This window comes from Microbacterium sp. PMB16, assembly GCF_051294855.1.
In the GTDB taxonomy this organism is placed as follows: Bacteria; Actinomycetota; Actinomycetes; order Actinomycetales; family Microbacteriaceae; genus Microbacterium.
Genome location: NZ_CP145908.1, coordinates 1,797,909 through 1,818,207 on the forward strand (window position 1 = coordinate 1,797,909; position 20,299 = coordinate 1,818,207).

At 69.2% G+C, this 20,299-nt stretch carries 12 protein-coding genes; 9 read left to right on the top strand and 3 right to left on the bottom strand.

The genetic code is table 11. From position 1 onward, the window contains the following. Window positions 1-40 precede the first annotated feature (40 nt). Both V5D55_RS08650 and V5D55_RS08655 read left to right on the top strand, forming a co-directional pair. Entirely contained in the window at window positions 41-3,427 is a 3,387-nt protein-coding gene (locus V5D55_RS08650) for an HtaA domain-containing protein (RefSeq protein WP_435748994.1), read from the top strand. 156 nt (window positions 3,428-3,583) lie between these two features. Then, window positions 3,584-3,898 (top strand): potassium transporter Trk, encoded by a 315-nt coding sequence (locus V5D55_RS08655; protein ID WP_435748995.1) that lies wholly within the window; start codon window positions 3,584-3,586, stop codon window positions 3,896-3,898. Between the two features lie 14 nt (window positions 3,899-3,912). On the opposite strand, the gene V5D55_RS08660 is transcribed toward V5D55_RS08655, so the two are convergent. Then, on the bottom strand, window positions 3,913-4,518 hold the full coding sequence (locus V5D55_RS08660) for a zinc-binding alcohol dehydrogenase (RefSeq protein ID WP_435748996.1): 606 nt from the start codon (window positions 4,516-4,518) through the stop codon (window positions 3,913-3,915). Between the two features lie 165 nt (window positions 4,519-4,683). Here V5D55_RS08660 and purM point away from each other — a divergent pair, with 165 nt between their 5' ends. The 3 genes from purM to V5D55_RS08675 are packed head-to-tail and all read left to right on the top strand — an operon-like array spanning window position 4,684 to window position 8,603. Continuing rightward, a complete protein-coding gene (gene purM, locus V5D55_RS08665) occupies window positions 4,684-5,820 on the top strand; it encodes a phosphoribosylformylglycinamidine cyclo-ligase (protein ID WP_435748998.1) in 1,137 nt (378 codons plus the stop codon). Between the two features lie 6 nt (window positions 5,821-5,826). Further along, window positions 5,827-7,299, top strand: coding sequence for an amidophosphoribosyltransferase (gene purF / locus V5D55_RS08670; protein WP_435748999.1), 1,473 nt, complete (start codon window positions 5,827-5,829; stop codon window positions 7,297-7,299). Then, the gene (locus V5D55_RS08675; protein WP_435749000.1) at window positions 7,296-8,603 is read left to right on the top strand and encodes an MFS transporter; all 1,308 of its coding nucleotides are present in this window, start codon (window positions 7,296-7,298) and stop codon (window positions 8,601-8,603) included. The genes purF and V5D55_RS08675 overlap by 4 nt, the downstream gene beginning before the upstream one ends. Window positions 8,604-8,622: 19 nt before the next feature. On the opposite strand, the gene V5D55_RS08680 is transcribed toward V5D55_RS08675, so the two are convergent. After that, a complete protein-coding gene (locus tag V5D55_RS08680) occupies window positions 8,623-9,474 on the bottom strand; it encodes a phytanoyl-CoA dioxygenase family protein (protein ID WP_435749001.1) in 852 nt (283 codons plus the stop codon). On the opposite strand from V5D55_RS08680, the gene V5D55_RS08685 reads away from it, so the two are divergent. Further along, complete coding sequence (locus V5D55_RS08685; protein ID WP_435749276.1) at window positions 9,473-10,399, top strand: helix-turn-helix domain-containing protein; 927 nt, start codon at window positions 9,473-9,475, stop codon at window positions 10,397-10,399. The two genes, V5D55_RS08680 and V5D55_RS08685, sit on opposite strands and share 2 nt — an antisense overlap. Window positions 10,400-10,408: 9 nt before the next feature. Here the strand turns inward: V5D55_RS08685 and V5D55_RS08690 are convergent, their stop codons facing one another. Further along, a complete protein-coding gene (locus V5D55_RS08690) occupies window positions 10,409-11,440 on the bottom strand; it encodes a LacI family DNA-binding transcriptional regulator (RefSeq protein ID WP_435749002.1) in 1,032 nt (343 codons plus the stop codon). A gap of 93 nt (window positions 11,441-11,533) precedes the next feature. On the opposite strand from V5D55_RS08690, the gene V5D55_RS08695 reads away from it, so the two are divergent. The 3 genes from V5D55_RS08695 (at window position 11,534) to V5D55_RS08705 (ending at window position 20,137) form a co-directional block, all read left to right on the top strand. After that, window positions 11,534-13,363, top strand: a complete 1,830-nt coding sequence (locus tag V5D55_RS08695; RefSeq protein WP_435749003.1) for a glycoside hydrolase family 35 protein — start codon at window positions 11,534-11,536, stop codon at window positions 13,361-13,363. A 169-nt stretch (window positions 13,364-13,532) separates the two neighbouring features. Beyond that, window positions 13,533-14,537, top strand: coding sequence for a hypothetical protein (locus tag V5D55_RS08700; RefSeq protein WP_435749004.1), 1,005 nt, complete (start codon window positions 13,533-13,535; stop codon window positions 14,535-14,537). A gap of 395 nt (window positions 14,538-14,932) precedes the next feature. Next, entirely contained in the window at window positions 14,933-20,137 is a 5,205-nt protein-coding gene (locus V5D55_RS08705) for an endo-alpha-N-acetylgalactosaminidase family protein (protein ID WP_435749005.1), read from the top strand. The last annotated feature ends 162 nt before the right edge of the window (window positions 20,138-20,299 follow it).

Here is a 20,299-nt window from a genome sequence, read left to right on the forward strand (position 1 = left end):
GGCGCGCGTGTCCGCGTGCCCCGGGGTCCGGAGAGAACCCGTGAACGACACAGCCATAGCCCCCCGAGCGAGCAGCCGCATCCGCGTGCTGGTCGCCGCCCTCGTCTCCCTCTTCCTCATCGCCGCGGGTGCCGTCGTCGCGGTCCCCGCGCACGCCGCCGACGGCAGCGTCAGCGCGACCGTCACCAGCGCGTCGGCCTCCGGCGTGACAGTGCAGGTGCAGGCATCCGGTCTTCCCGATGTGGCCGGCGCGTACGCCGCCCTGATCGTGAAGGGCACCGAGAGCTCGATCTCGGCCGGAGGGGGATATGCCGCGTTCGCGATGCCGTTCCCGACGGTCAGCGCAGGGGCGAGCTCCTTCTCGCTCACCGCACCCGCCGCATCGCTCGACCGCACCAAGGTCTACGAGGTGCTGATCTGGAAGCAGCACTCCAACCCCGACGCGACCACGATCTACGCGCGGGGCGACGTCGGGATCACCGTGCAGCAGTGGGATGCCGTCTTCGGCGCGGAGCCGGGGACGGATCCAGGAACCGATCCCGGAACCGATCCGGGGACTGACCCGGGCACTGACCCGGGGACCGACCCGGGAACCGATCCCGGCACCGACCCGGGAACCGATCCTGGGACTGACCCCGGTACCGACCCCGGCACCCCTCCGGCATCCGCGTCTCTCTCGGTGTTCCTCGCCGACGGTACGACGCCCGCCGCGGACAAGGCGCTGAAGGCCGGCGACAAGATCGTCGTCCGGGGCTCGGGCTACGACCCGACCGCCAACGTGGGTGGCCGGGGTGTGCCGATCCCCTCGAACCTCCCGCAGGGCACCTACGTCGTGTTCGGCAACTTCGGGTCTGCCTGGCAGCCGTCGACCGGTGCCGCGTCGTCGACCCGTTCGGTCGCATCGCAGGCATGGGCGCTTTCGGAGGGCGTGCTGAACCAGGTTCCTGCGCAGTATCAGGGCGCGATCCGCGCGCAGTGGGTCGACATCGCCGCCGATGGCACGTTCCAGGCGACGCTCACGCTGAAGGATGCCGCGGCATCCCCCGGTTCCTACGGTGTCTTCACGTACGGCGCCGGCGGCGTCGTCAACGCCGACCAGGAGCGCAGCGTCGCACTGAACTACTCCGTCGCACCGAAGGTCGCGATCTCCGCAGCCCTCGCGACGGCGTCGCCGGGCATCACCGCCACGGTCGCAGGCACGAACTTCGGGGCGGCGACCGGCGTGTACGCGGCCGTCATCGAGACCGGCACGGAGGCGGATGTCACCGCGGGCGGCGGCTTCCTCGCGATGCAGTACGTGCGCGGCATCTCTGGTGGCGCGTTCAGCGTCGACCTGACGGCGACCGTCGACAAGCTCGACCGCGCGAAGACGTACGAGGTGATCGTGTGGAAGCAGCACACGATGCCGAACGCCGACACGATCCTCGCCCGCGGGGCTGTCGCGATCAGCGACGCCGACTGGGGAGTGCTGTTCCCGGCCACGCCCACGGTCTCGACGACCGTGAAGGCGGCGACCGCGAAGGACGGCCTCACGGTCAGCGCCGCCGGGTCGAAGCTCGGCGCGGTACCGGGTGCCTATGTCGCGCTGATCGAGACCGGAACCGAGGCGGATGTCACCGCGGGCGGCGGGTTCCTCGCGATGCAGTACGTGCGCTCGATCTCGGACGGGGCGTTCTCGATCGAGTTGACCGCCGCCGCGAAGGGCCTCGACCGGACGAAGACCTATGAGGTGATCGTGTGGAAGCAGCACACGATGCCGAACGCCGACACGATCCTCGCCCGCGCGGCCGTGACGGTCACGACGGCGCAGTGGGACGCCCTGCTCGGCAAGAAGCCCGAGGAGCCCACGACGCCGACCAAGCCCGTGACCCCGCCCGCCGCCGTGCCGGGCGGCTCGCTCCGCTGGGCGATCTCCTCGTCGTTCACGAACTACGTCACGGGCCCGATCGCCCAGGGCGCCATCGCCGTCTCGAACGGTGCGACCCGCTCGGGCGGCCAGTTCCAGTTCGGGCAGACCGTCGGCGGCGACTTCGACGCGAAGTCCGGGCGCGGCAGCGTCGTGTACCGCGGCTCTGTACGCTTCACCGGGCACCACGGCCTGCTCGACGTCACGGTCTCGAACCCGCAGATCCGCATCGCCTCCGCCGGTGCCGCGACCCTGTACGTCACGAGCGGCGGCGCCCAGGTGGCATTCGCCACCCTCGACCTGACCCGCGCCGCCCGCATCACCGCGAACGGAGCGGTCACCTACTCCGCGGCGCCGGCGACGCTGACGGATGCCGGACGCGACCGCGTGCTGTCGGGCAACTCCACGACGCTGAACCCGGTCTCCTTCACGATCGGCTCCGTGGCGGCGGCGCCGTCGGGGACGACGGGCACCGTGGCGGCAGCATCCGTCACGGTCAAGAAGACGCTCCCGGCTGCCCCGCCGGCGAGCGACGGGATCGAGATCGACGAGAAGAACCTCGCCGCGCTCGAGTCCGGCAAGGCGGCGACCTTCTCCGCCTCCGGTTTCGCACCGAACGAAGAGGGCATCCAGGTCGTCGTGTACTCGACTCCGGTGCTGCTCGACACGGTGACGGCGGATGCTGATGGCGTCGCGACCTGGTCGGGAACCCTGCCCGCCGGGCTCGAAGACGGTGCGCACACCCTCACGCTGCAGGGCTCGGTCGACCGAGGTCTCGCGTTCACTCTGACGCGCGCCGCCACGGCGATCGGTTCGTGCACGGTCGAGGGTGCCACGCTCATGTGGGGCTACAAGGAATCGTTCCGCACCTACATCGAGGGCATCGCGAAGGGCGGATGGACGCTCACGGACGTGGCCTACCAGTACCCCGACTACGTGTGGGAAGGCGGTGCCGGTTCCTTCGACGACAAGACCCTCACGGGGCTCGTCACCTACGGCGGCAGCATCGCGTTCACCGGCCACGAGGGTGCGCTGAACACGACACTGGCGAACGCGCGCGTCGAGCTGGCCGGCGACACCGGCTACCTGGTGTTCGATGTCACGGGCACCACGCAGGACGGCACGAGCGTCGACCAGAAGGGCGTGCGGCTCGCAGAGTTCGCGCTCGGAGACGCCGCCGTCGTCGACGGGGTGCTGTCGCTCGACGCCGTGCCCACCACCCTCACCGAGGCGGGCGCTGCGGCCTTCGGCACCTACGCCGCGGGCGAGGCGCTCGACCCGGTCACCGCGTCCATCCCGGTGAACGCCGACTGCGGCGTCGCGGCTCCGGCCGAGGACGAGTCCGATTCGGATGCGGCCGCCGCGGTCACCGCCGTGACGGCACCGGTGACCACGGAGGGTGCGCCGGTATGGCCGTGGATCGTCGGTGGACTCGTCGTCGCGCTGGTCGGCGCGGGCGGCGTGCTGATCGGTCGCCGCAGCGTGAAGAGCGCCGCGGGCGAGGTCGCGGCCGAGGCCTGAGCTCGATCGGCCCGGCAGCGGGACGAATGCAGGTCCGGATCACGGTTGCAGGTCGAAGTCGACGATTTCGACCTGCAACCGTCGCTCGTGCCTGCAGGTGGGTCCGCCGGGCAGGCCCGGGTGCCGCGCTGCGAGGAACGGTGGGAGAATGGAGTCATGGCCCCCACCGATTCCCACCAGACCGTCGAGGCGACCGTGCGTCACGTGCCGCGGTACGGCGTGTTCATGGGCATCGGCGTGGTCGTCGGCATCATCGCCGCCGGCATCCTGACCTGGATCGGCAGCTTCGAGGAGTCGCAGGCTCTCGACGTCGTCTACCCGCCCGGCCAGGTGTTCGGGTTCCTGCTGCTGTGGACGGTGCCGATCGGCATCGCGCTCGGCGGCGTCACAGGGCTCATCCTCGAACGGGTCGCACGCCGTCACGACCGCGTCGTGCGGGTCGACCGCGAGACCATCGTCGAGGTCGACTAGTTCGGCCGACGCCGCTACGCCAGTTCGGCGATGATCGGACGGATCCCGGCGTCGAACGCCACGACGTCACGCCGCATCCCGTCGGTCACGGCCACGGTGAGCGCGCCGATCCACCAGATGCCGCGCTGCGAGAACGGCAGCACCTGCACGTTCAGCTCGAAGGAGTGCGCGCGCCGCCCGACCTCGCGCTCGAACTCGGCGATGGCGCTCGCGTAGGCGCGGTAGGCGTCGCCGCCGGTGTGGCTCTTCATCGAGTTCACGTACCTGTCGTGCGCGGCCCGCGCGTAGCGGAGTGCGGATTCCCCGTGCGGGGCGATCGCCTCGGTGAGCTCCTCCGCGCCGGTGGCGGGCAGGGCGACCAGGGTGTCGAAGCCGTCGATGAGCTCGAGGGGCCCGTCCGCCGGGTGCGCGCGCGGCTCGACCGTCATGTCCCAGTACGACCGCCACTGCGCCTCGATGGCGTCCGAGGCGTCGGCGGCATCCGGCGCCCGCACCGAGAGCTCGCGCAGGCTCGGGAGGTCTTCCGGCGCCCGGATCCCGAGGGTCTGGCGCAGCGCGAGCGCGACGAGCACGGGAACGCTCGCGTCTTCGCGGATGAGCCACTGCGGCTTGTCGGCCATGGCCCCACGCTACTGGAACAACACCTCGGATGCCTTGCCTCCGCTCCCCGGCCCAGGCTGGATCACAAATGCAGATCGCGAGGCCGATTCCGCAGCATCTTTGATCCACCATGGTCGGATGCCGCGGGGACGAGCCGGACCCGCTGCGGGCGGTAGGCTGGAAGCGTGGCTGCCTCCCCCACCAATCCCTATTCCGAAGCCGGCGTCGACACCGCTGCAGGTGATCTTGCCGTCGAGCTGATGAAGTCTTCCGTGCGCGCGACGCACGGCCCCGAAGTGCTCGGCGGTGTCGGCGGGTTCGCCGGCCTGTTCGACGCCAGTGCGCTCCTCGGCTTCCGTCGCCCATTGCTCGCGAGCAGCACCGACGGCGTGGGCACGAAGGTCGCGATCGCGCAGGCGATCGACAAGCACGACACGATCGGGCAAGACCTGGTCGGCATGGTCGTCGACGACATCGTGGTCGTGGGCGCGAAGCCGCTCTTCATGACCGACTACATCGCGTGCGGCAAGGTGTTCCCGCAGCGCATCGCCGACATCGTGCGCGGCATCGCCGAGGCCTGCGCGGCCACGGGCACCGCCCTCGTCGGCGGCGAGACTGCGGAGCACCCCGGTCTGCTGGGCCCGCGCGACTACGACGTCGCCGGTGCGGCGACGGGTGTCGTCGAGGCCGACGCGATCCTCGGCGCGGAACGCGTGCAGGACGGCGACGTCGTCCTCGCGATCGCATCCAGCGGACTCCACTCCAACGGCTACTCCCTCGTGCGCCACATCATCACCGGCGCCGGCATCTCCTACGCCGACAATGCGGCTGACTTCGGCACCACCTGGGGCGAGGCTCTGCTCGAGCCGACCCGCCTCTACACGTCGCCGCTGCTGCGTCTCATCGACGCGTTGGGCCCGTCGACGGGCTCAGGGACCCAGGCCGTCCATGCGCTCAGCCACGTCACCGGCGGCGGCATCGCCGCGAACCTCGCCCGCGTCCTTCCGCAGGGCAGCTGGGCAGAGGTCGACCGCAGCACGTGGTCGCCGAGCCCGGTCTTCCGCGTGCTCAGCGACATCGCCGGTTCCACGCTGGAGTCCGCCGAGGGCACCTGGAACCTCGGCATCGGATTCCTCGCCGTGATCGCGGCGGACAAGAAGGATGCCGCGATCGCGGCGCTGAACGCGGAGGGCATGCCGTCGTGGCAGGTCGGCACCGTCGGTTTCGGTGCGCGTCCGGCAGGAGATTTCGAACAGGGCGCCAAGGGCGTCGACGGCGGAGCGGTGCGCCTCGTCGGTGCATACGCGGACGGAGTGAACTAAGAGCCCATGTGCGGCATCGTCGGAATGGTGGGGTCAGCCCCGGTCAATCAGGACATCTACGACGCGCTCCTGCTGCTGCAGCATCGCGGCCAGGATGCGACGGGAATCGCCACGGCGGAGACCAACGGCGTCATGCACAACGCGAAGGCGCAGGGCATGGTCCGCGAGGCCTTCCGCACCCGCGACATGCGGGCACTGCTCGGCAACGTCGGCCTCGGTCACGTGCGCTATGCCACGAAGGGCACCGCGTCGAACGAGGAGGAGATGCAGCCGTTCTACGTGAACGCGCCGTACGGCATCATCCTCATCCACAACGGCAACCTCACCAACACGCGTGAGCTCACCGCCGACATGGCCAAGCGCGACCGCCGCCACCTCAACTCCTCGAGCGACACCGAGTTGCTGCTCAATGTGCTCGCCGGCGAGCTGCAGGCCACGACCTCGGCCGTCGATCTCGACTCCGAGCGCGTCTTCGAGGCGGTCACCCGCACGCAGGCGCGCATCGAGGGCGCATACGCCGTGATCGCCGTGATCGCCGGGTACGGCCTGCTCGCGTTCCGCGACCCGTTCGGCATCCGTCCGCTCATCCTCGGTCGTCGTCCCTCGACCGTCGCCGGGGCCGAAGGCCGCGACGAGTGGGTCGTCGCCAGCGAGTCGCTCGTGCTCGAGAACGGCGACTACGAGGTCGTCCGCGAGGTCGAGCCCGGCGAGGCCGTCTTCATCACGAACGACGGCGAGATGTTCAGCAAGCGGTGCGCCCCCGAGGCGCAGCTCGCGCCGTGCGCGTTCGAGTACGTGTACCTCGCCCGCCCCGACTCCGTCATGAACGGCATCTCGGTGTACGAGTCGCGACTGCGCATGGGCGACCGGCTCGCCGACACGATCGCGAAGCATGTGCCGATGGACAAGATCGACGTCGTCATGCCGATCCCCGACTCGTCGCGCCCCGCTGCGATGGAGGTCGCCCGCAAGCTCGGCATCGAATACCGCGAGGGCTTCTACAAGAACCGCTACGTCGGACGCACGTTCATCATGCCCGGGCAGGCGGTGCGCAAGAAGAGCGTCCGCCAGAAGCTCAACGCCATGTCGACCGAGTTCCAGGGCAAGAACGTGCTGCTGATCGATGACTCGATCGTGCGCGGCACGACGTCGAAGGAGATCATCCAGATGGCTCGGGATGCCGGAGCCACCTCGGTGACCTTCGCGTCGGCGGCGCCGCCGGTGCGGCATCCGCACGTCTACGGCATCAACATGCCGTCGCGTCAGGAGCTGATCGCGCACGGCCGGACGATCCCGGAGATCGCCGAAGAGCTCGGCTGCGACCACCTGGTGTACCAGGAGGTCGAAGACCTCAAGGCCGCGATCATCGAGGGCTCCGCGCTGACCGAACTCGACATGAGCTGCTTCGACGGCCGCTATGTCACCGGCACGGTCACCGATGAATACCTGGCGTGGGTGGAGGGGTCGCAGACCTCGTGACCGCCCGGCCACTCTGGCAGGGCAGGGCGCTCGCGCTCATCGGGATCGTACTGGTCGCGTTCTCGCTGCGGTCGGCCGTCGCGTCGCTGTCGCCGGTGATCGACCACGTCGCCGAGGACTTCCCGGTGCCGCCGGTGGTCATCGGGCTGATCGGCGCCGCGCCGCCGGTGTGCTTCGCGGTCTTCGGCCTGCTGACGCCGCTGTTCGAGCGGCGGTTCGGGCTGGAACGCGTTGCCGTGACCGCCATCGCGCTGATGGCGGCGGGGATGCTGCTGCGAGGCTTCGCGGGCGAGTCGGTGGGTCTCCTGGCCTCGACCGCCCTCGTGTTCGCCGGAGTCGGCTCGGGCAACGTGCTGCTGCCACCGCTGGTGAAGAAGTACTTCCCCGACCGCATCGGCCTGATGATGACGGTGTATTCGACGACGCTCGCGGTCTCGACGTTCCTGCCGCCGCTCGTCGCCGTTCCGGTCGCCGATTCGCTGGGCTGGCGGGTCTCGCTCGGCATGTGGGGCGTCGTCGCCGCCGTCGCGCTGGTGCCCTGGGTGGCGCTGCTGCTCCGCGAGCGCAACAGCCCGATGGTCGCGCCGGTCGAGCCCGACGAGCCCGACGACATCGACCCCACCGACGGACGCCACGACATCCAGGATGCCGTGGCGGTCGCGACCGGTCCCATCGCGACCGCGCCGGCGAACCCGCGGTACTTCGCCCGGCTGTGGCGGCTGCCGCTCGCCTGGGCGCTGGCGCTCGTGTTCGGCACGTCGTCGACCATGGCCTACGTCTCGTTCGCGTGGATGCCGACCATGCTCGTCGACATCGGCGGAGTCACCCCGGCCACCGCCGGCCTGCTGCTCTCCCTGTTCGCGCTCGTCGGGCTTCCGTGCTCGATGGTCGTCCCGATCCTGGTGGTGAAGTATCAGGCGACTCGTCCGCTCTTCTTCGTCGGCGTCGTCGGCGGGCTCGTGGGTCTGGCCGGATTCCTGTTCGCGCCGACCATGGCGCTGCCGCTGTGGGTCGGCATCTTCGGACTCTCGGCGATCATGTTCCCGCTGAGTCTCGTGCTGCTCAGCATCCGCGCACGCACGCCGGAGAGCGCCGTCGCACTGAGTGGCTTCGTGCAGAGCATCGGCTACGCGATCGCCGCCGTCTTCCCCCTGTTGATCGGGATGCTGCACGAGACGACCGCCGGGTGGCAGGTGCCGATCTTCGTCGTGGCAGCTGTGCTCGTGCTGTCGATTCCGGCGGGGATCGTGGCCCGGCGTCGCACGATCGAAGACGAGTGGGAGCGTCGGCGCGGACGCTGGTGACGCGCGTGGTCGGGACCGGTCAGAGGCCGTCCTGGTCGTGCCAGTGCTCCTGCCAGCGCCAATCGATCGGCTCGGTCGCCCGCTGATATCGGATGTCGGTGGACAGCCGCATCCGTCCCGCGGCATCCACATTGTCGAGGCCGGCGTGCACGATGTGCGCCGAGTGCACCACGACATCGCCCGCGCGGTAGTCGGTGACCAGCCAGCGGGAATCGTACTCCTCGGCGAGTGACGGAAGGTCGGCGGTGATCGAGGCGGCGGGGTGGCGAAGCGTGCCCGCGGCTTCCTCGGCCATGACGCGCCGGTGGCTTCCCTCGAGGTAGGCCAGGCCGCCGCGTTCGACGGGGACGTCGCCGAGCGGAATCCACATCGACAGCACGCGGTCGCTGCCTTCACGGAGGTAGACCAGGTCGTAGTGCGCCTGGGTCGCCGTGCCGATGCCGGTCTCGCCGGGCTTCGTGTGTCGGATGATCTTGCGGCGGTGCAGGTGCACGTCATCCCCCAGGAGCCATCCGAACCAGTCCGCGATGCGCGGCGCACGGCAGAGCGCCTCGTACTGCGGCCCCGGCACGATCTCGTCGAACAGCAGCCGGCGGTAGGCGCCTCGATCGATGTCGCCGTCGGCGGCGACCGCTTCGGCGGGGTCGGAACCCGGGGCGATCACCCCGGCAGGGGCGAGCGTGGAGAAGTAGTACCGGCGGAACTCCAGAACCTCGGCCGGGTCGAGGTGGCCCGTGAGATACAGGTATCCGTCGCGGCGCAACCGCTTCCAGAGCGCATCACGATCGTCACGCTCACCCGAGGGAACCGGCACGAGACGGGACAGCCGGGATGGACTATCGTCAAGCACGTAACCATTGGAGGTGAGCATGCATCCATCATCATCTCAGGCCTTCGCCGAGTCCATGGACCCGTCCCCGACACCGGTTGGACTTTTGTCGACGTCGAACTGGGCCGCCTACGCCACCGCGCACCCGCTGCTGCGCGACCACGGGCTCGTCTGCCGCGGTGCGGGCGAGCAGAGCAACGCGATGACCGGATTCCGGGGACGGCGGCTCGAGAGCCACGCGCTCGTCTTCGTCAGCCGCGGCTCCGGGACCTTCGTCGACCAGGACGGATCGGAACACGCGATCGTGGCGCCGGCGCTGATCAGCGTGCAGGCCGGACGCATCCACGGCTACGGCCCCTCGGCGGCAGGCTGGACCGAGCACTGGCTCCTGTTCGACGGAGCTCTGGTGCACGCACTCGCCGATCTCGGCATCCTGCGTCGTGGCGGAGCGGTGATCGCGGTCAGAGGCATGCCCGGTGAGCTCGCTGCCCTCTTCGGCGAGTTGCGTGAGGCGCTCGGCTCGACGGCCCGTCATGCGCGATTCCGCGCATCCGCGATCTGTCAGCGACTTCTCGCCTTCGCCGCCGCCGAGGCATTCGTCGCGGATGACGACGCCGAGCCCGCCGATCGGGTGGTGGCGGCGCTGCGCGAGCGTGCCGCCGAAGACCTGTCGCTCGCGGAGCGCGCCGAAGACCTGCGACTCACGGTGCCCGAGCTGCGATCCATCGTGCGGGCAGCCACCGGGCGAGCGCCGCACGACTTCGTCGTCACGACCAGGATCGAGAGGGCTGCCTCCCTGCTCGCCGAGACGGCCCTGTCGGTGCAGGAGATCAGCACGTCGGTCGGGTACGCGGACCCCGCGTTCTTCTCCCGGATCTTCGCCCGGAAGACCGGTGTTCCCCCGACTGCCTTCCGGGCACAGCACGCCAGAGCGGAAGAGCTCGGGAGCGCGGGCGACGGCGGCTGAGGCTCGGCGCTACGCGGTGCGCGGCGCCGCAGTGGACGAGCGCACGATCAGCTGCGGGTCGGTCGACGGTACGTCGCCGAGGGCTTCGTGCCCCTCGATCTGCGCGATGAGGCGGAGCGCCGCCGCGCGGCCCATCGCCTCGAACGGCTGTCGCACCGTGGTGAGAGCGGGAGAGGCGTAGGCGGCGAGGGCGATGTCATCGACGCTGACGACGGAGACGTCGTCGGGAACGCTGCGCCCGGCCTCGTGCAGGGCGCGGATCAGGCCGAACGCCATCTCGTCGCTGCTGACGAAGACAGCGGTCACCTCGGGGATGGCCGCGATGGTCCGTCCGGCGCGGTAGCCCGACTCGGGGGTCCAGTCGGCGGGGATGACGGGCGGGGGCTTGATGCCGCGGTCGCGCAGGGTCTCCTCCCACGCCTCGCTCCGCTGCTGCGTCTCGGTCCAGTACTCGTCGCCGGAGACGTGCCAGACGGTGGAGTGCCCGAGGTCGAGCAGATGCTCGACGGCCAGCCGGGCGATCGCCCGCTGGTCGACGGCCAGAGGGGCGTCTTCGTCGAGTGAGGTCCGCTCGCTGCGTGTGGCGGGGGTGCGTTCGGTGCGTGCCCGCATCGCGGGACTGTCGAGCTCGACCGGCACGCCGAGGATGATCCCCTCGGCGCCCTGACGCTCGAGGCGGTCGAAGGCCTCGAGGAAAGAATCGGCTGACGCGTGATCGGCCACCGCGGCGGTCGTCACGGTGTAGCCGTTGGCGGCCGCCGCCTGCTGGATGCCGACACCCAGGGCGGCGGACGAGTAGCGGTCGGTCGAGACCACGATCACGCCCAGGACCCTGGTGCGTCCGGAGGCGAGGGATGCCGCGGCGGCGTGCACACGGTAGCCGAGCTCCTCGACGGCAGCCAGTACCCTGCGGGCGGTGTCTGCCCGTACGTTGCCCTGGCCCGACATCACCCGGGAGACGGTCTGCGTCGAGACACCGGCGAGCGTGGCGACGTCGACCTGGCTCGGGGCGCGATCGTCTTTGGGGCGGCGGGGAGACATGTAGCAATGATAGCGATCAATCGGCGGAAAATCAGGAAGCGGCATCGCCCGTGGTGCGATAATGTGAACGCAAACACTCGTGCTTGGAGCGCTATGCCTGACCTTCTCGCCTCGGTTGCCGACGGCCGATCCCTCGCCGTCGCCGACCCGGCATCCGCCGCGATGATCGCCGAACCCGCCTTGACCTGGCGTGACGGCGAGATCGTTCGCGACGGAGCGACCCATCGCATCCTGGCCGGGTCGATCCACTATTTCCGCGTGCATCCGGACCAGTGGGAGGATCGCCTGCGCCGGCTCGCCGCGATGGGCGCGAACACGGTCGACACCTATGTCGCCTGGAACTTCCACGAACGGGTCGAGGGTGACATCCGGTTCGGCGGATGGCAGGACATCGAACGCTTCATCCGGATCGCCGGCGAGGTCGGACTCGACGTCTTCATCCGTCCCAGCCCGTACATCTGCGCGGAATGGTCGAACGGAGGGCTGCCGTTCTGGCTGTCCGCTCGGATTGCCGCGCTGCGGACGAGCGACTCCGATTTCCTCGCGGCCGTCGACGCCTGGTACGACGCCCTCATCCCGCGCCTCGTGCCGCTGCAGGCCGCATACGGCGGGCCGATCGTCGCCGTCCAGGTGGAGAACGAGTACGGGTCCTTCGGCAGCGACGCCGCCTACCTCGCGCACCTGCGCGACGGTCTGCGTCGCCGCGGAATGGTGGAGATGCTGACGACGGCCGACGGCATCACGGCCGACATGATCGAGCACGGCAGCGTGCCGGGAGCGATGGCGACCTTCACGTTCGGCACCGGCGTGCCCGCGGCCCTGGAGCTGCGGCGCCGCGGCGACGCCCTCATGTGCAGCGAGCTGTGGGGCGGCTGGTTCGATCACTGGGGCGAGCGGCATCACGTGCGTTCTGCGGCGAGCATGGGCGGCACGGTCGGCGAACTGCTCGAGGCGGGAGGCTCCGTCAGTCTGTACATGGCCCACGGCGGCACGAACTTCGGGCTGTGGAACGGCGCGAATCACGACCGCGTGCTGCAGCCGACGGTCACGAGCTACGACTCCGACGCACCCATCGGCGAGGACGGCACGCTGAACGACAAGTTCCCTGCGCTGCGGGAGATGTTCGCTCCTTTCCATGCTCAGGAGCTGCCTGCGATCCCGGCGCCGCCGCGCCGACAGGCGGCAGCATCCGCGCCTCTCGTGCGACAGGCGTCGCTGCTCGAAGTGGTGGGCACGCTCCCGATCGCCGGGGAAGTCATCCCGCGCCCGGCGACCTTCGAGCAGCTCGGCGCCGAGGACGGGCTGGTCGCCTACTCGGCCACGGTCTCGTTCCGGGCCGACTCGGTCCTCACCGTCGATGGTCTGCATGACCGCGCGGTGGTGTTCCTCGGCGATCAGCGACTCGGGGTGCTCGACCGAGACGGCGAGACGTCGGTGGCGCTGCCCGGCACCGGACAGGACGCTCAGCTCACGATCGTCGTCGAGAGCCTCGGGCGCATCAACTACGGCCCGTACCTCGGTGAGGGCAAGGGCATCATGCGCGGGGTGATGATCGGTCGTCGTCTGGTCAACGGCTGGACGCATCGGGTCATCCCGCAGGAGGTGCCTGTGGCGGATGCCGGCGCGAGCGACAAGGACGCGGCGGGGAGCGATGGCCTCGCGGTCGCCGAGTTCGACGTCGCGGAGCCGCTCGACGCGTGGCTGGCGTTCCCCGGCGGGACGAAGGGGCTGGTCTGGCTGAACGGCTTCCTCCTCGGCCGGTACTGGAAGGTCGGTCCGCAGGAGACGCTCTACGCACCGGCGCCGTTGTGGCGCGCGGGGCGGAACGAGCTCGTCGTGCTCGACACCGACGGGCTCGGCGACTCCGTCGAGATCCGCGAGGAGCCGACTTTCGGCGAGACGGAAGAGTTCATCGGGTCCTGAGGCTACAGCGGTCGAGCCTGGCCCCGCGCAGTAGTGCGGCGTAGGAGTCGTCGGCTCGCGGTCCGTCCTTATACTTCGGTAGAGGTATAAGGACAGACCGCGCGAAGAAAGTTGTGGCCCATCCTTATAGTTCATCGCGCGGGTCCGGGTCGACTACGCCGCGCGCGGCGTGGGGAAGACGTCCCTGCTACGTGAGGCGGAGCGGATCTTCGCCCGGCACGGGATCGCAGCCATCTGGGTCACCGCCAACCAAGACGAGAACCTCCTGCTGACCGTTCTCGACGAGATGCGCAAGCTCGTCCCCGCATCGAAGGCCGCCGATGTTCTCAACTCCATCGACAGCGCCACTCTCACGCTGAACGCCGGCGTGATGAAGGGTTCAATCACGGTGAAGCCGAAGAAGAAGGACGCCGTCACCGCCTCCGCATCGTCCGGCAAGGCGTTCATCGCAGCGTTCGTGAACGTCACCCGGGCGCTCCTGGACGAAGGTGGGAACGGGTTGGTCATCCTCGTCGACGAGATCCAGTCTGCGGACAAGCCCAGTCTGAGAGCGATCGCGAATGCATGGCAGGAGATGAAGAGCTCTCCCAGCCGGGTTCCCTCTGGGCTATTCACGGTGGGTCTGCCCGGCAGCCAGGATCACATCAACTCGGCCGTCACATTCAGCGAGCGGTTCGATTTCTCGGAAGTGTTCGGACTTGATAGCGGGGGAGTGGTTACTGCTTTGGCCGACCCCGCCCACACGCTCGGGGTCTCCTGGGGGCGACCGGCGCTGCAGGTGGCCGTCAGGGAGGCGAAAGGCTACGCATACAAGGTTCAGCTCATCGGCGATGAGACGTGGAAGACCGCGGGATACCCAGACCCCGGCTCGTCCATCACGGCCCAGCACATCGCTGATGCGTTGCCGCAGGTCGAGGTTCATATGGAGACCCTGTTCAGGGCGCGCTGGCGCAGTGCTTCCTCGAAGCAGCGGGAACTGCTCAGTGCCATCGCAGAGCTCGGCGGTCGTGACGTGAAGCGCGAGGACATCGCCGCACGCCTCGGGGTCACCACGCAGTCGATATCGATGGCACGTGATGGTCTTCTGCGACGTGGCATCATCGACGCGACTCGTCACGGCCGCGTGTCTTTCACTGTCCCCGGTTTCACAGAGTGGATCCTCGAGCAGGGCTGAGCCCAGCGTAAGACCACCGCGATATCGAGCGCCCGGTCGCACCGACCGGTGTCGCTTGCCGGTTCAGGCAGAGGCTCGGTCTGGCCGGGAGTGACTCGGTTCTCGAGGGGCCTCGATGCGCCAGGCATTACGGCGCCAAGGTCGTCGGCGTCGCCGTGGTCACACTGGCTCCCGGTTTCGGTGAGGACTTCGGCGGGTTCAACCCGCATCCCGTCGGCGAGGCGGTGCGGGCATGCGACCGATGATGTTTGCGCTCGCTCCGAGAAAAACGCTTGAGAATAGAGCACACGTCCATCTAGAGTGATAGCGCAAACATCGATCTTCGATCGATGAACCCATCTGCGACGCATCGGAGCGTCTGGTCTCCGCGCGTCACTTCGTTCGAGAGGCAAGACGTGTCGAAACCTTCCCGATCTCCCCGTCCCGCGGTCGTCGTCAGTTCGTTGCTCGCAACGACGCTGGCCTTCGGCGGCGCCATCGCCCAGCCGCCGGCGGCGCACGCGGCCGATCTGATCCCCGTGCCGAAAGCGGATTATCGCCTGCACGCCGTGTCGAGTGAGTCCGATCCGTACCCGGCGCCGCCTGCCCTCGACGGCACGGCGCTCGGCGCCTTCGACGGCGACTTCGGCACGCAGTGGACGTCGCGGTACTCCGCGAACGCACCTTTCCCGCACTGGATCGTCGTCGACCTGCAGCGCTCGCTCTCGGTGAAGGCGCTCGACTACTCCGTGAAGAAGGGGCAGAGCGTCGCCGCAAAGACCGTCGAGGTGTACGTCACCGACGACGCCGCGATCGCGGAGACCTCGCCGGCGGACGGCGGCTGGGGCGCAGCATCCGCCACGGCGACACTCCACGCGCCGACGGCCAACGACGAGAAGCAGCGGATCGCCCTCGACGCGGCGAAGGACGGCCGCTACGTCGCCCTGCTGGTGATCGACGCCCAGGGCACGACGGGCGGCGGCGCCGGCGAGATCGAGATCCTCTCCGACGAGACGCTCCCGCCGATCGTCGTCGACCCGGAGGAGCCGGGAGAGCCGGGGACGCCCGAGACCTACGACCTGTCCGCCGGTGGCACGACCGTGAGTGCGGCGAAGGACTTCCCGCAGATCACCGGCTACCGCGTCGGTGACCAGAAGATCGCGGGTCAGCGCACGTCCGCGAAGACCTGGTCCGTCAACGGCATCGCCTACGCCGCCGACACGACCGCCACAGCCTCGGCCACCGGCGTGGACTACGTCTCGGTGCTCCGCGGCGTCGACGTCACTGTGCGCAGCAGCATCCGCGTCACGAAGGCGGGGACGGTCGAGTTCGAGGTGACCGGCATCGATGGTGGCGCCACGGTGACCACGCTCGGACTGACCGACAACGCCTTCCTCTCCACGAAGGCAGCGGATGCCGGCGCGGTGCTCGACCGCACCGTGATCAGTCCCGACAGCACGAAGAACGCCGACGAGCACATCGCGGTGGACGCGTCGACGGCGACCGGCAAGAAGGGTGCCGCGTTCGCCTTCCTCGGCAACGGCGCCCTGGTCGGCAGCGTCATCACGAACGCCACGACGCAGGCATCCGAGGGAACCGCTTCCTGGAACACCCGCCTCGTCACCCGGGTCACCGCAGCAGAGGGCCGCACGGCCGAGATCGGATCGAGCGACTGGCTGATCCACCCCACCACTGCCGTCGACAGCCGGGTGAAGACGTTCGAGCTGCCGAAGGTGACGGTGCTCCTCACCGCCGACCGCAATGATGACGACACGGTCGACTGGCAGGACGCCGCGATCCGCTACCGCGAGGTCGACACGCCCCGCCTGGGCGCGGATCGTGTCGCGGAGCGCGTGGTCAGCCGCATCCCGTTCAACTTCGCCTCCAGCGCCACGAACTACTTCGACCTCACGCTCGACAACACCAAGCGCATCGCGAACCAGACCGACGGCCTCGGCCAGTGGGTGCTCAACAAGGGCTTCGGCAGCGAGGGCCATGACTCGGCCAACACCGACTACGGCGGGAACTACAACGAGCGCGCCGGAGGCCTGGACGACTTCAACCACCTCGTCGAGGAAGGCGCAGCCCTCAACGCCGACATGAGCGTGCACGTCAACGCGACCGAGATGTACCCGCAGGCCGACGCGTTCGACTCGGCCATCATCGACGGCGCAGCGCCCTACAAGCCGGGTTGGAACTGGCTCGACCAGTCGTACTACATCGACCAGCAGGCCGACCTCGGCTCCGGGCGTGTGCTCGACCGCTTCCAGCAGCTGCGCGACGAGGTTCCGGGACTCAGCGGCGTCTACATCGACGTCTACTACTCCAACGGGTGGGTGGCGGAGGAGCTCGCGGATGAGCTGCACGCCATGGACCTCGAGGTCGCGACGGAATGGGGCGACAAGTTCGTCGACAGCACGGTCTGGTCGCACTGGCCCAATGACCTCAGCTACGGCGGGGTGACGAACAAGGGCATCAACTCGACCATGGTGCGGTTCATCCAGAACGGGCAAGCCGACATCTGGAACGATGACGCGCTTCTCGGCCAGCAGCGGCTCGTCGACGCCGAGGGCTGGGTGGGCAACCGCAACTGGGACGGCTTCATCGGCAACATCTGGACCCAGAGCCTGCCCACGAAGTTCCTCCAGCACTTCGATCTGCTCACGTACGAGGCGGGCAAGAAGGCCACCTTCACGGATGCTGTCACCGCGACCGTCGACGGCGGCACGCGGGTCGTCACCATGGACGGCGCCACCGTCCTGCGCGGCGACTCCTACCTGCTGCCGTGGCAGTCGCTGGAGTCGAACGAGGATGCCGGGTCACCGGTCGATGCCGACAAGATGTACTTCTATTCGGCATCCGGCGGCGAGAAGACCTTCGGTCTGACCGACGCGTTCAGTGGCAACACCGCCTTCGACGTCTTCGAGCTCGGAGACCAGGGGCGTGTGAAGACGGGGAGCGTGAACGCCGTCGACGGGAAGATCTCGCTCACCGGTGAGAAGGGAGTCGCCTACATCGTGGTTCCGCAGGGTGGCGCAGAGCGCGCTGTCGTCGACTACCGGGACGCCGGACTCGACGACCCGGGCTTCAACTCGGGCTCGCTCGACGTGTGGCACCCGAAGGGCGATGTGTCGCTGGAGCGCACCGATCTCGGCGCGCAGAAGAACGCATCCCGCGGCGACAACATCGCCGTGCTCGGGGCGTCGGAATCCTCGATCTCGCAGAAGGTCACGGGGCTGAAGCCGGGTTCACGGTATTCGTTCTCCGCGCAGGTGCAGATCGACCCCACCGCGACGCGTGACGTGAAGGTCTCGGTCGACACCGGGGCTGGCTCGGTCGACCGCACGTGGAACCTGTCGCCGACGTTCAACTACGTCGCGGCCGATTCCAAGGCGGGTCAGCATTACCAGCGAGCATCCGTCTCGTTCCTGGCTCCGGAATCGGGAGAGGTCACCGTGTCGATCGCCGCAGCCGCCGGGAAGCCGAAGGTGCGGATCGACAACGCGCGGATCATGACCGACACCAGTGCGGCGCACGCGTCGGGGACCGTCTACTCGAACGACTTCGAGGGCAACCAGGCGGGGTGGGGACCGTTCGTGAAGGGCGATGCCGGCGGCATCACCGACCCGCGCACGAGCATCTCCCGACGGCACGATCCGTACGCGAGCAGCGACTGGCGCAACACCGCCAAGCCGTTCTCGGCCGGGCAGCCGCTCGCCGGACTCGCTGTCGACTCCACGGTGAACGGCGATCACTCGCTGATGTCGCACGCCGAGAACAACGGTCTCGTGTACCGCACCGATCCGACGCAGCTGCCGCTGCAGGCGGGCCACACCTACCGGATCGGCTTCGACTACCAGCTGGGTGCGAATGGCGCCTATCGGTGGGTCACCGGCACCGACGTCGTCGCCGGTGGTGAGGTCGCGTCCACGGTTCTCGGGCGCACCGATCTCGCCCAGGCGCTGGAGACGAAGGAGTTCGGTCAGGATCTGGTCGTCGGCTGCGGCGACTACAGCTGGGTCGGGCTCGAGCGCATCAGCGGGCCGGAGGTCGACTTCGTGCTCGACGACTTCACCGTGACCGACCTCGGTCCGACCGTCGGCGGCACGCCGTGCGCGACGGTCTCGGGCGGCGCCGCGGTGCTGAGCCCCGGAGCGCAGGCCGGCTTCACCACCACGTTCACCAACAGCGAGGACAGCGTCGCGGAGAACGTGGGCGTGCAGCTCGACCTTCCGAAGGGATACACGGTCGAGGTGGCCGACGGCTCGGCCAACGTGTTCGGGAAGGTGGAGCCGGGCGACAGCGTGACGACCGACTGGTTGATCACCGCCCCGGCGGATGCGGCCGGTACGTCGGTCGGCATCGGCATCGCGGCGACCTACCTCGTCGACTGCGACGTGCGCACCGTCAACGCGCAGCAGCAGACGACGGTTGCCAGTCGTGCCCGCATCCCGAACGCACAGATCACGGCGACGGCTTCCTCCGAGGAGACCGACGGTGAAGACGGCCGCGCGGCGAACATGCTCGACGGCGACACGTCGACGATCTGGCACAGCCGGTACGGCACGGATGCGACCTCGTATCCGCACGTGGTGACGCTCGACCTCGGCTCGACCGAGACCGTCGACGGCATCGCGTACACCCGCCGCGGGGCCAATCAGAACGGTCCGATCAAGGGGTACGAGGTGGCCGTGTCGGCCGACGGCGAGACGTTCACCCCGGTGACCACCGGCGAGTGGAAGAACATCGCCGGAGCGCAGGAGGTCACCTTCGATGCGGTCTCCGCGCGCTACGTGCGGATCACCGCGACCTCATCGATCTCGGGGACGCAGTTCGCCGCGATCGCCGAGCTCGCCGTGTTCGGCACCTCGGCGCCGAAGCCTGGGCACGCCGCCGAGGTGCGTCCGGACGACGACCTGAGCGAGTGCGAGCCCGCGACGGATCCGACACTGGACCTCGGTGCGGCCTCGGTGCGGGCGGGCGAGACGGTCGAGGCCACACTGTCGGGCTTCGCACCGCGCTCGACCGTGACGGTCTGGCTCGGTGACGTGCGGCTCACGGATGCGGCAGTCGACGGGGACGGCGCGCTGAAGACCGCGCTGCTGATCCCGGCCGACACCGAACCGGGGAAGCACGCCATGACCATCAAGGATGGCTCCGGCGCGGAACTCGCGCGTGCTGAGCTCACGGTGAAGAAGGCGAAGCCGGTCACCGAGGCGTCGCTCGCAGCATCCGTGGGTTCGGTCCGGGCGGGGTCCAGCCTGAACGTGGAGTTGCGCGGGTTCGAGCCGGGCGAGGTGGTGCAGCTGTGGCTGCACTCCGAGCCGGTCAAGATCGGCGAGGTCACGGCATCCGCCGCCGGTGAGGCCATGGTGACGGTCACCATCCCCGCGAAGACCGCTGCGGGGGCCCACGCGATCGTCGCGACCGATGCTGTCGGGGCCGAGCGCGCCAGGACCGACCTCACGGTGACGGCGGCCCCGGGAACGGGAGCGCCGGGCGAAGGTCTCGCGACGACCGGCATTGACGGAGCAGTGTGGACGGCGGCAGCCGTGGTCGCCCTGGCCCTGATGCTCCTCGGCGGCCTGCTGTGGACGCGACGCCGACGGGAGATCCGCTGATGCGGTGACCCGTCCACGATGAGCGGCCCGGAGGTGTTTCCTCCGGGCCGCTTTCGCGTGCGCAGGCTACTTCTTCCGCCGCCAGGCGCGGCCGATGCGTGCCGCGTTGCGCGCCCACTTGTTGTCGCTCACGATGAACATCGTGCAGCACAGCGCGGTGAG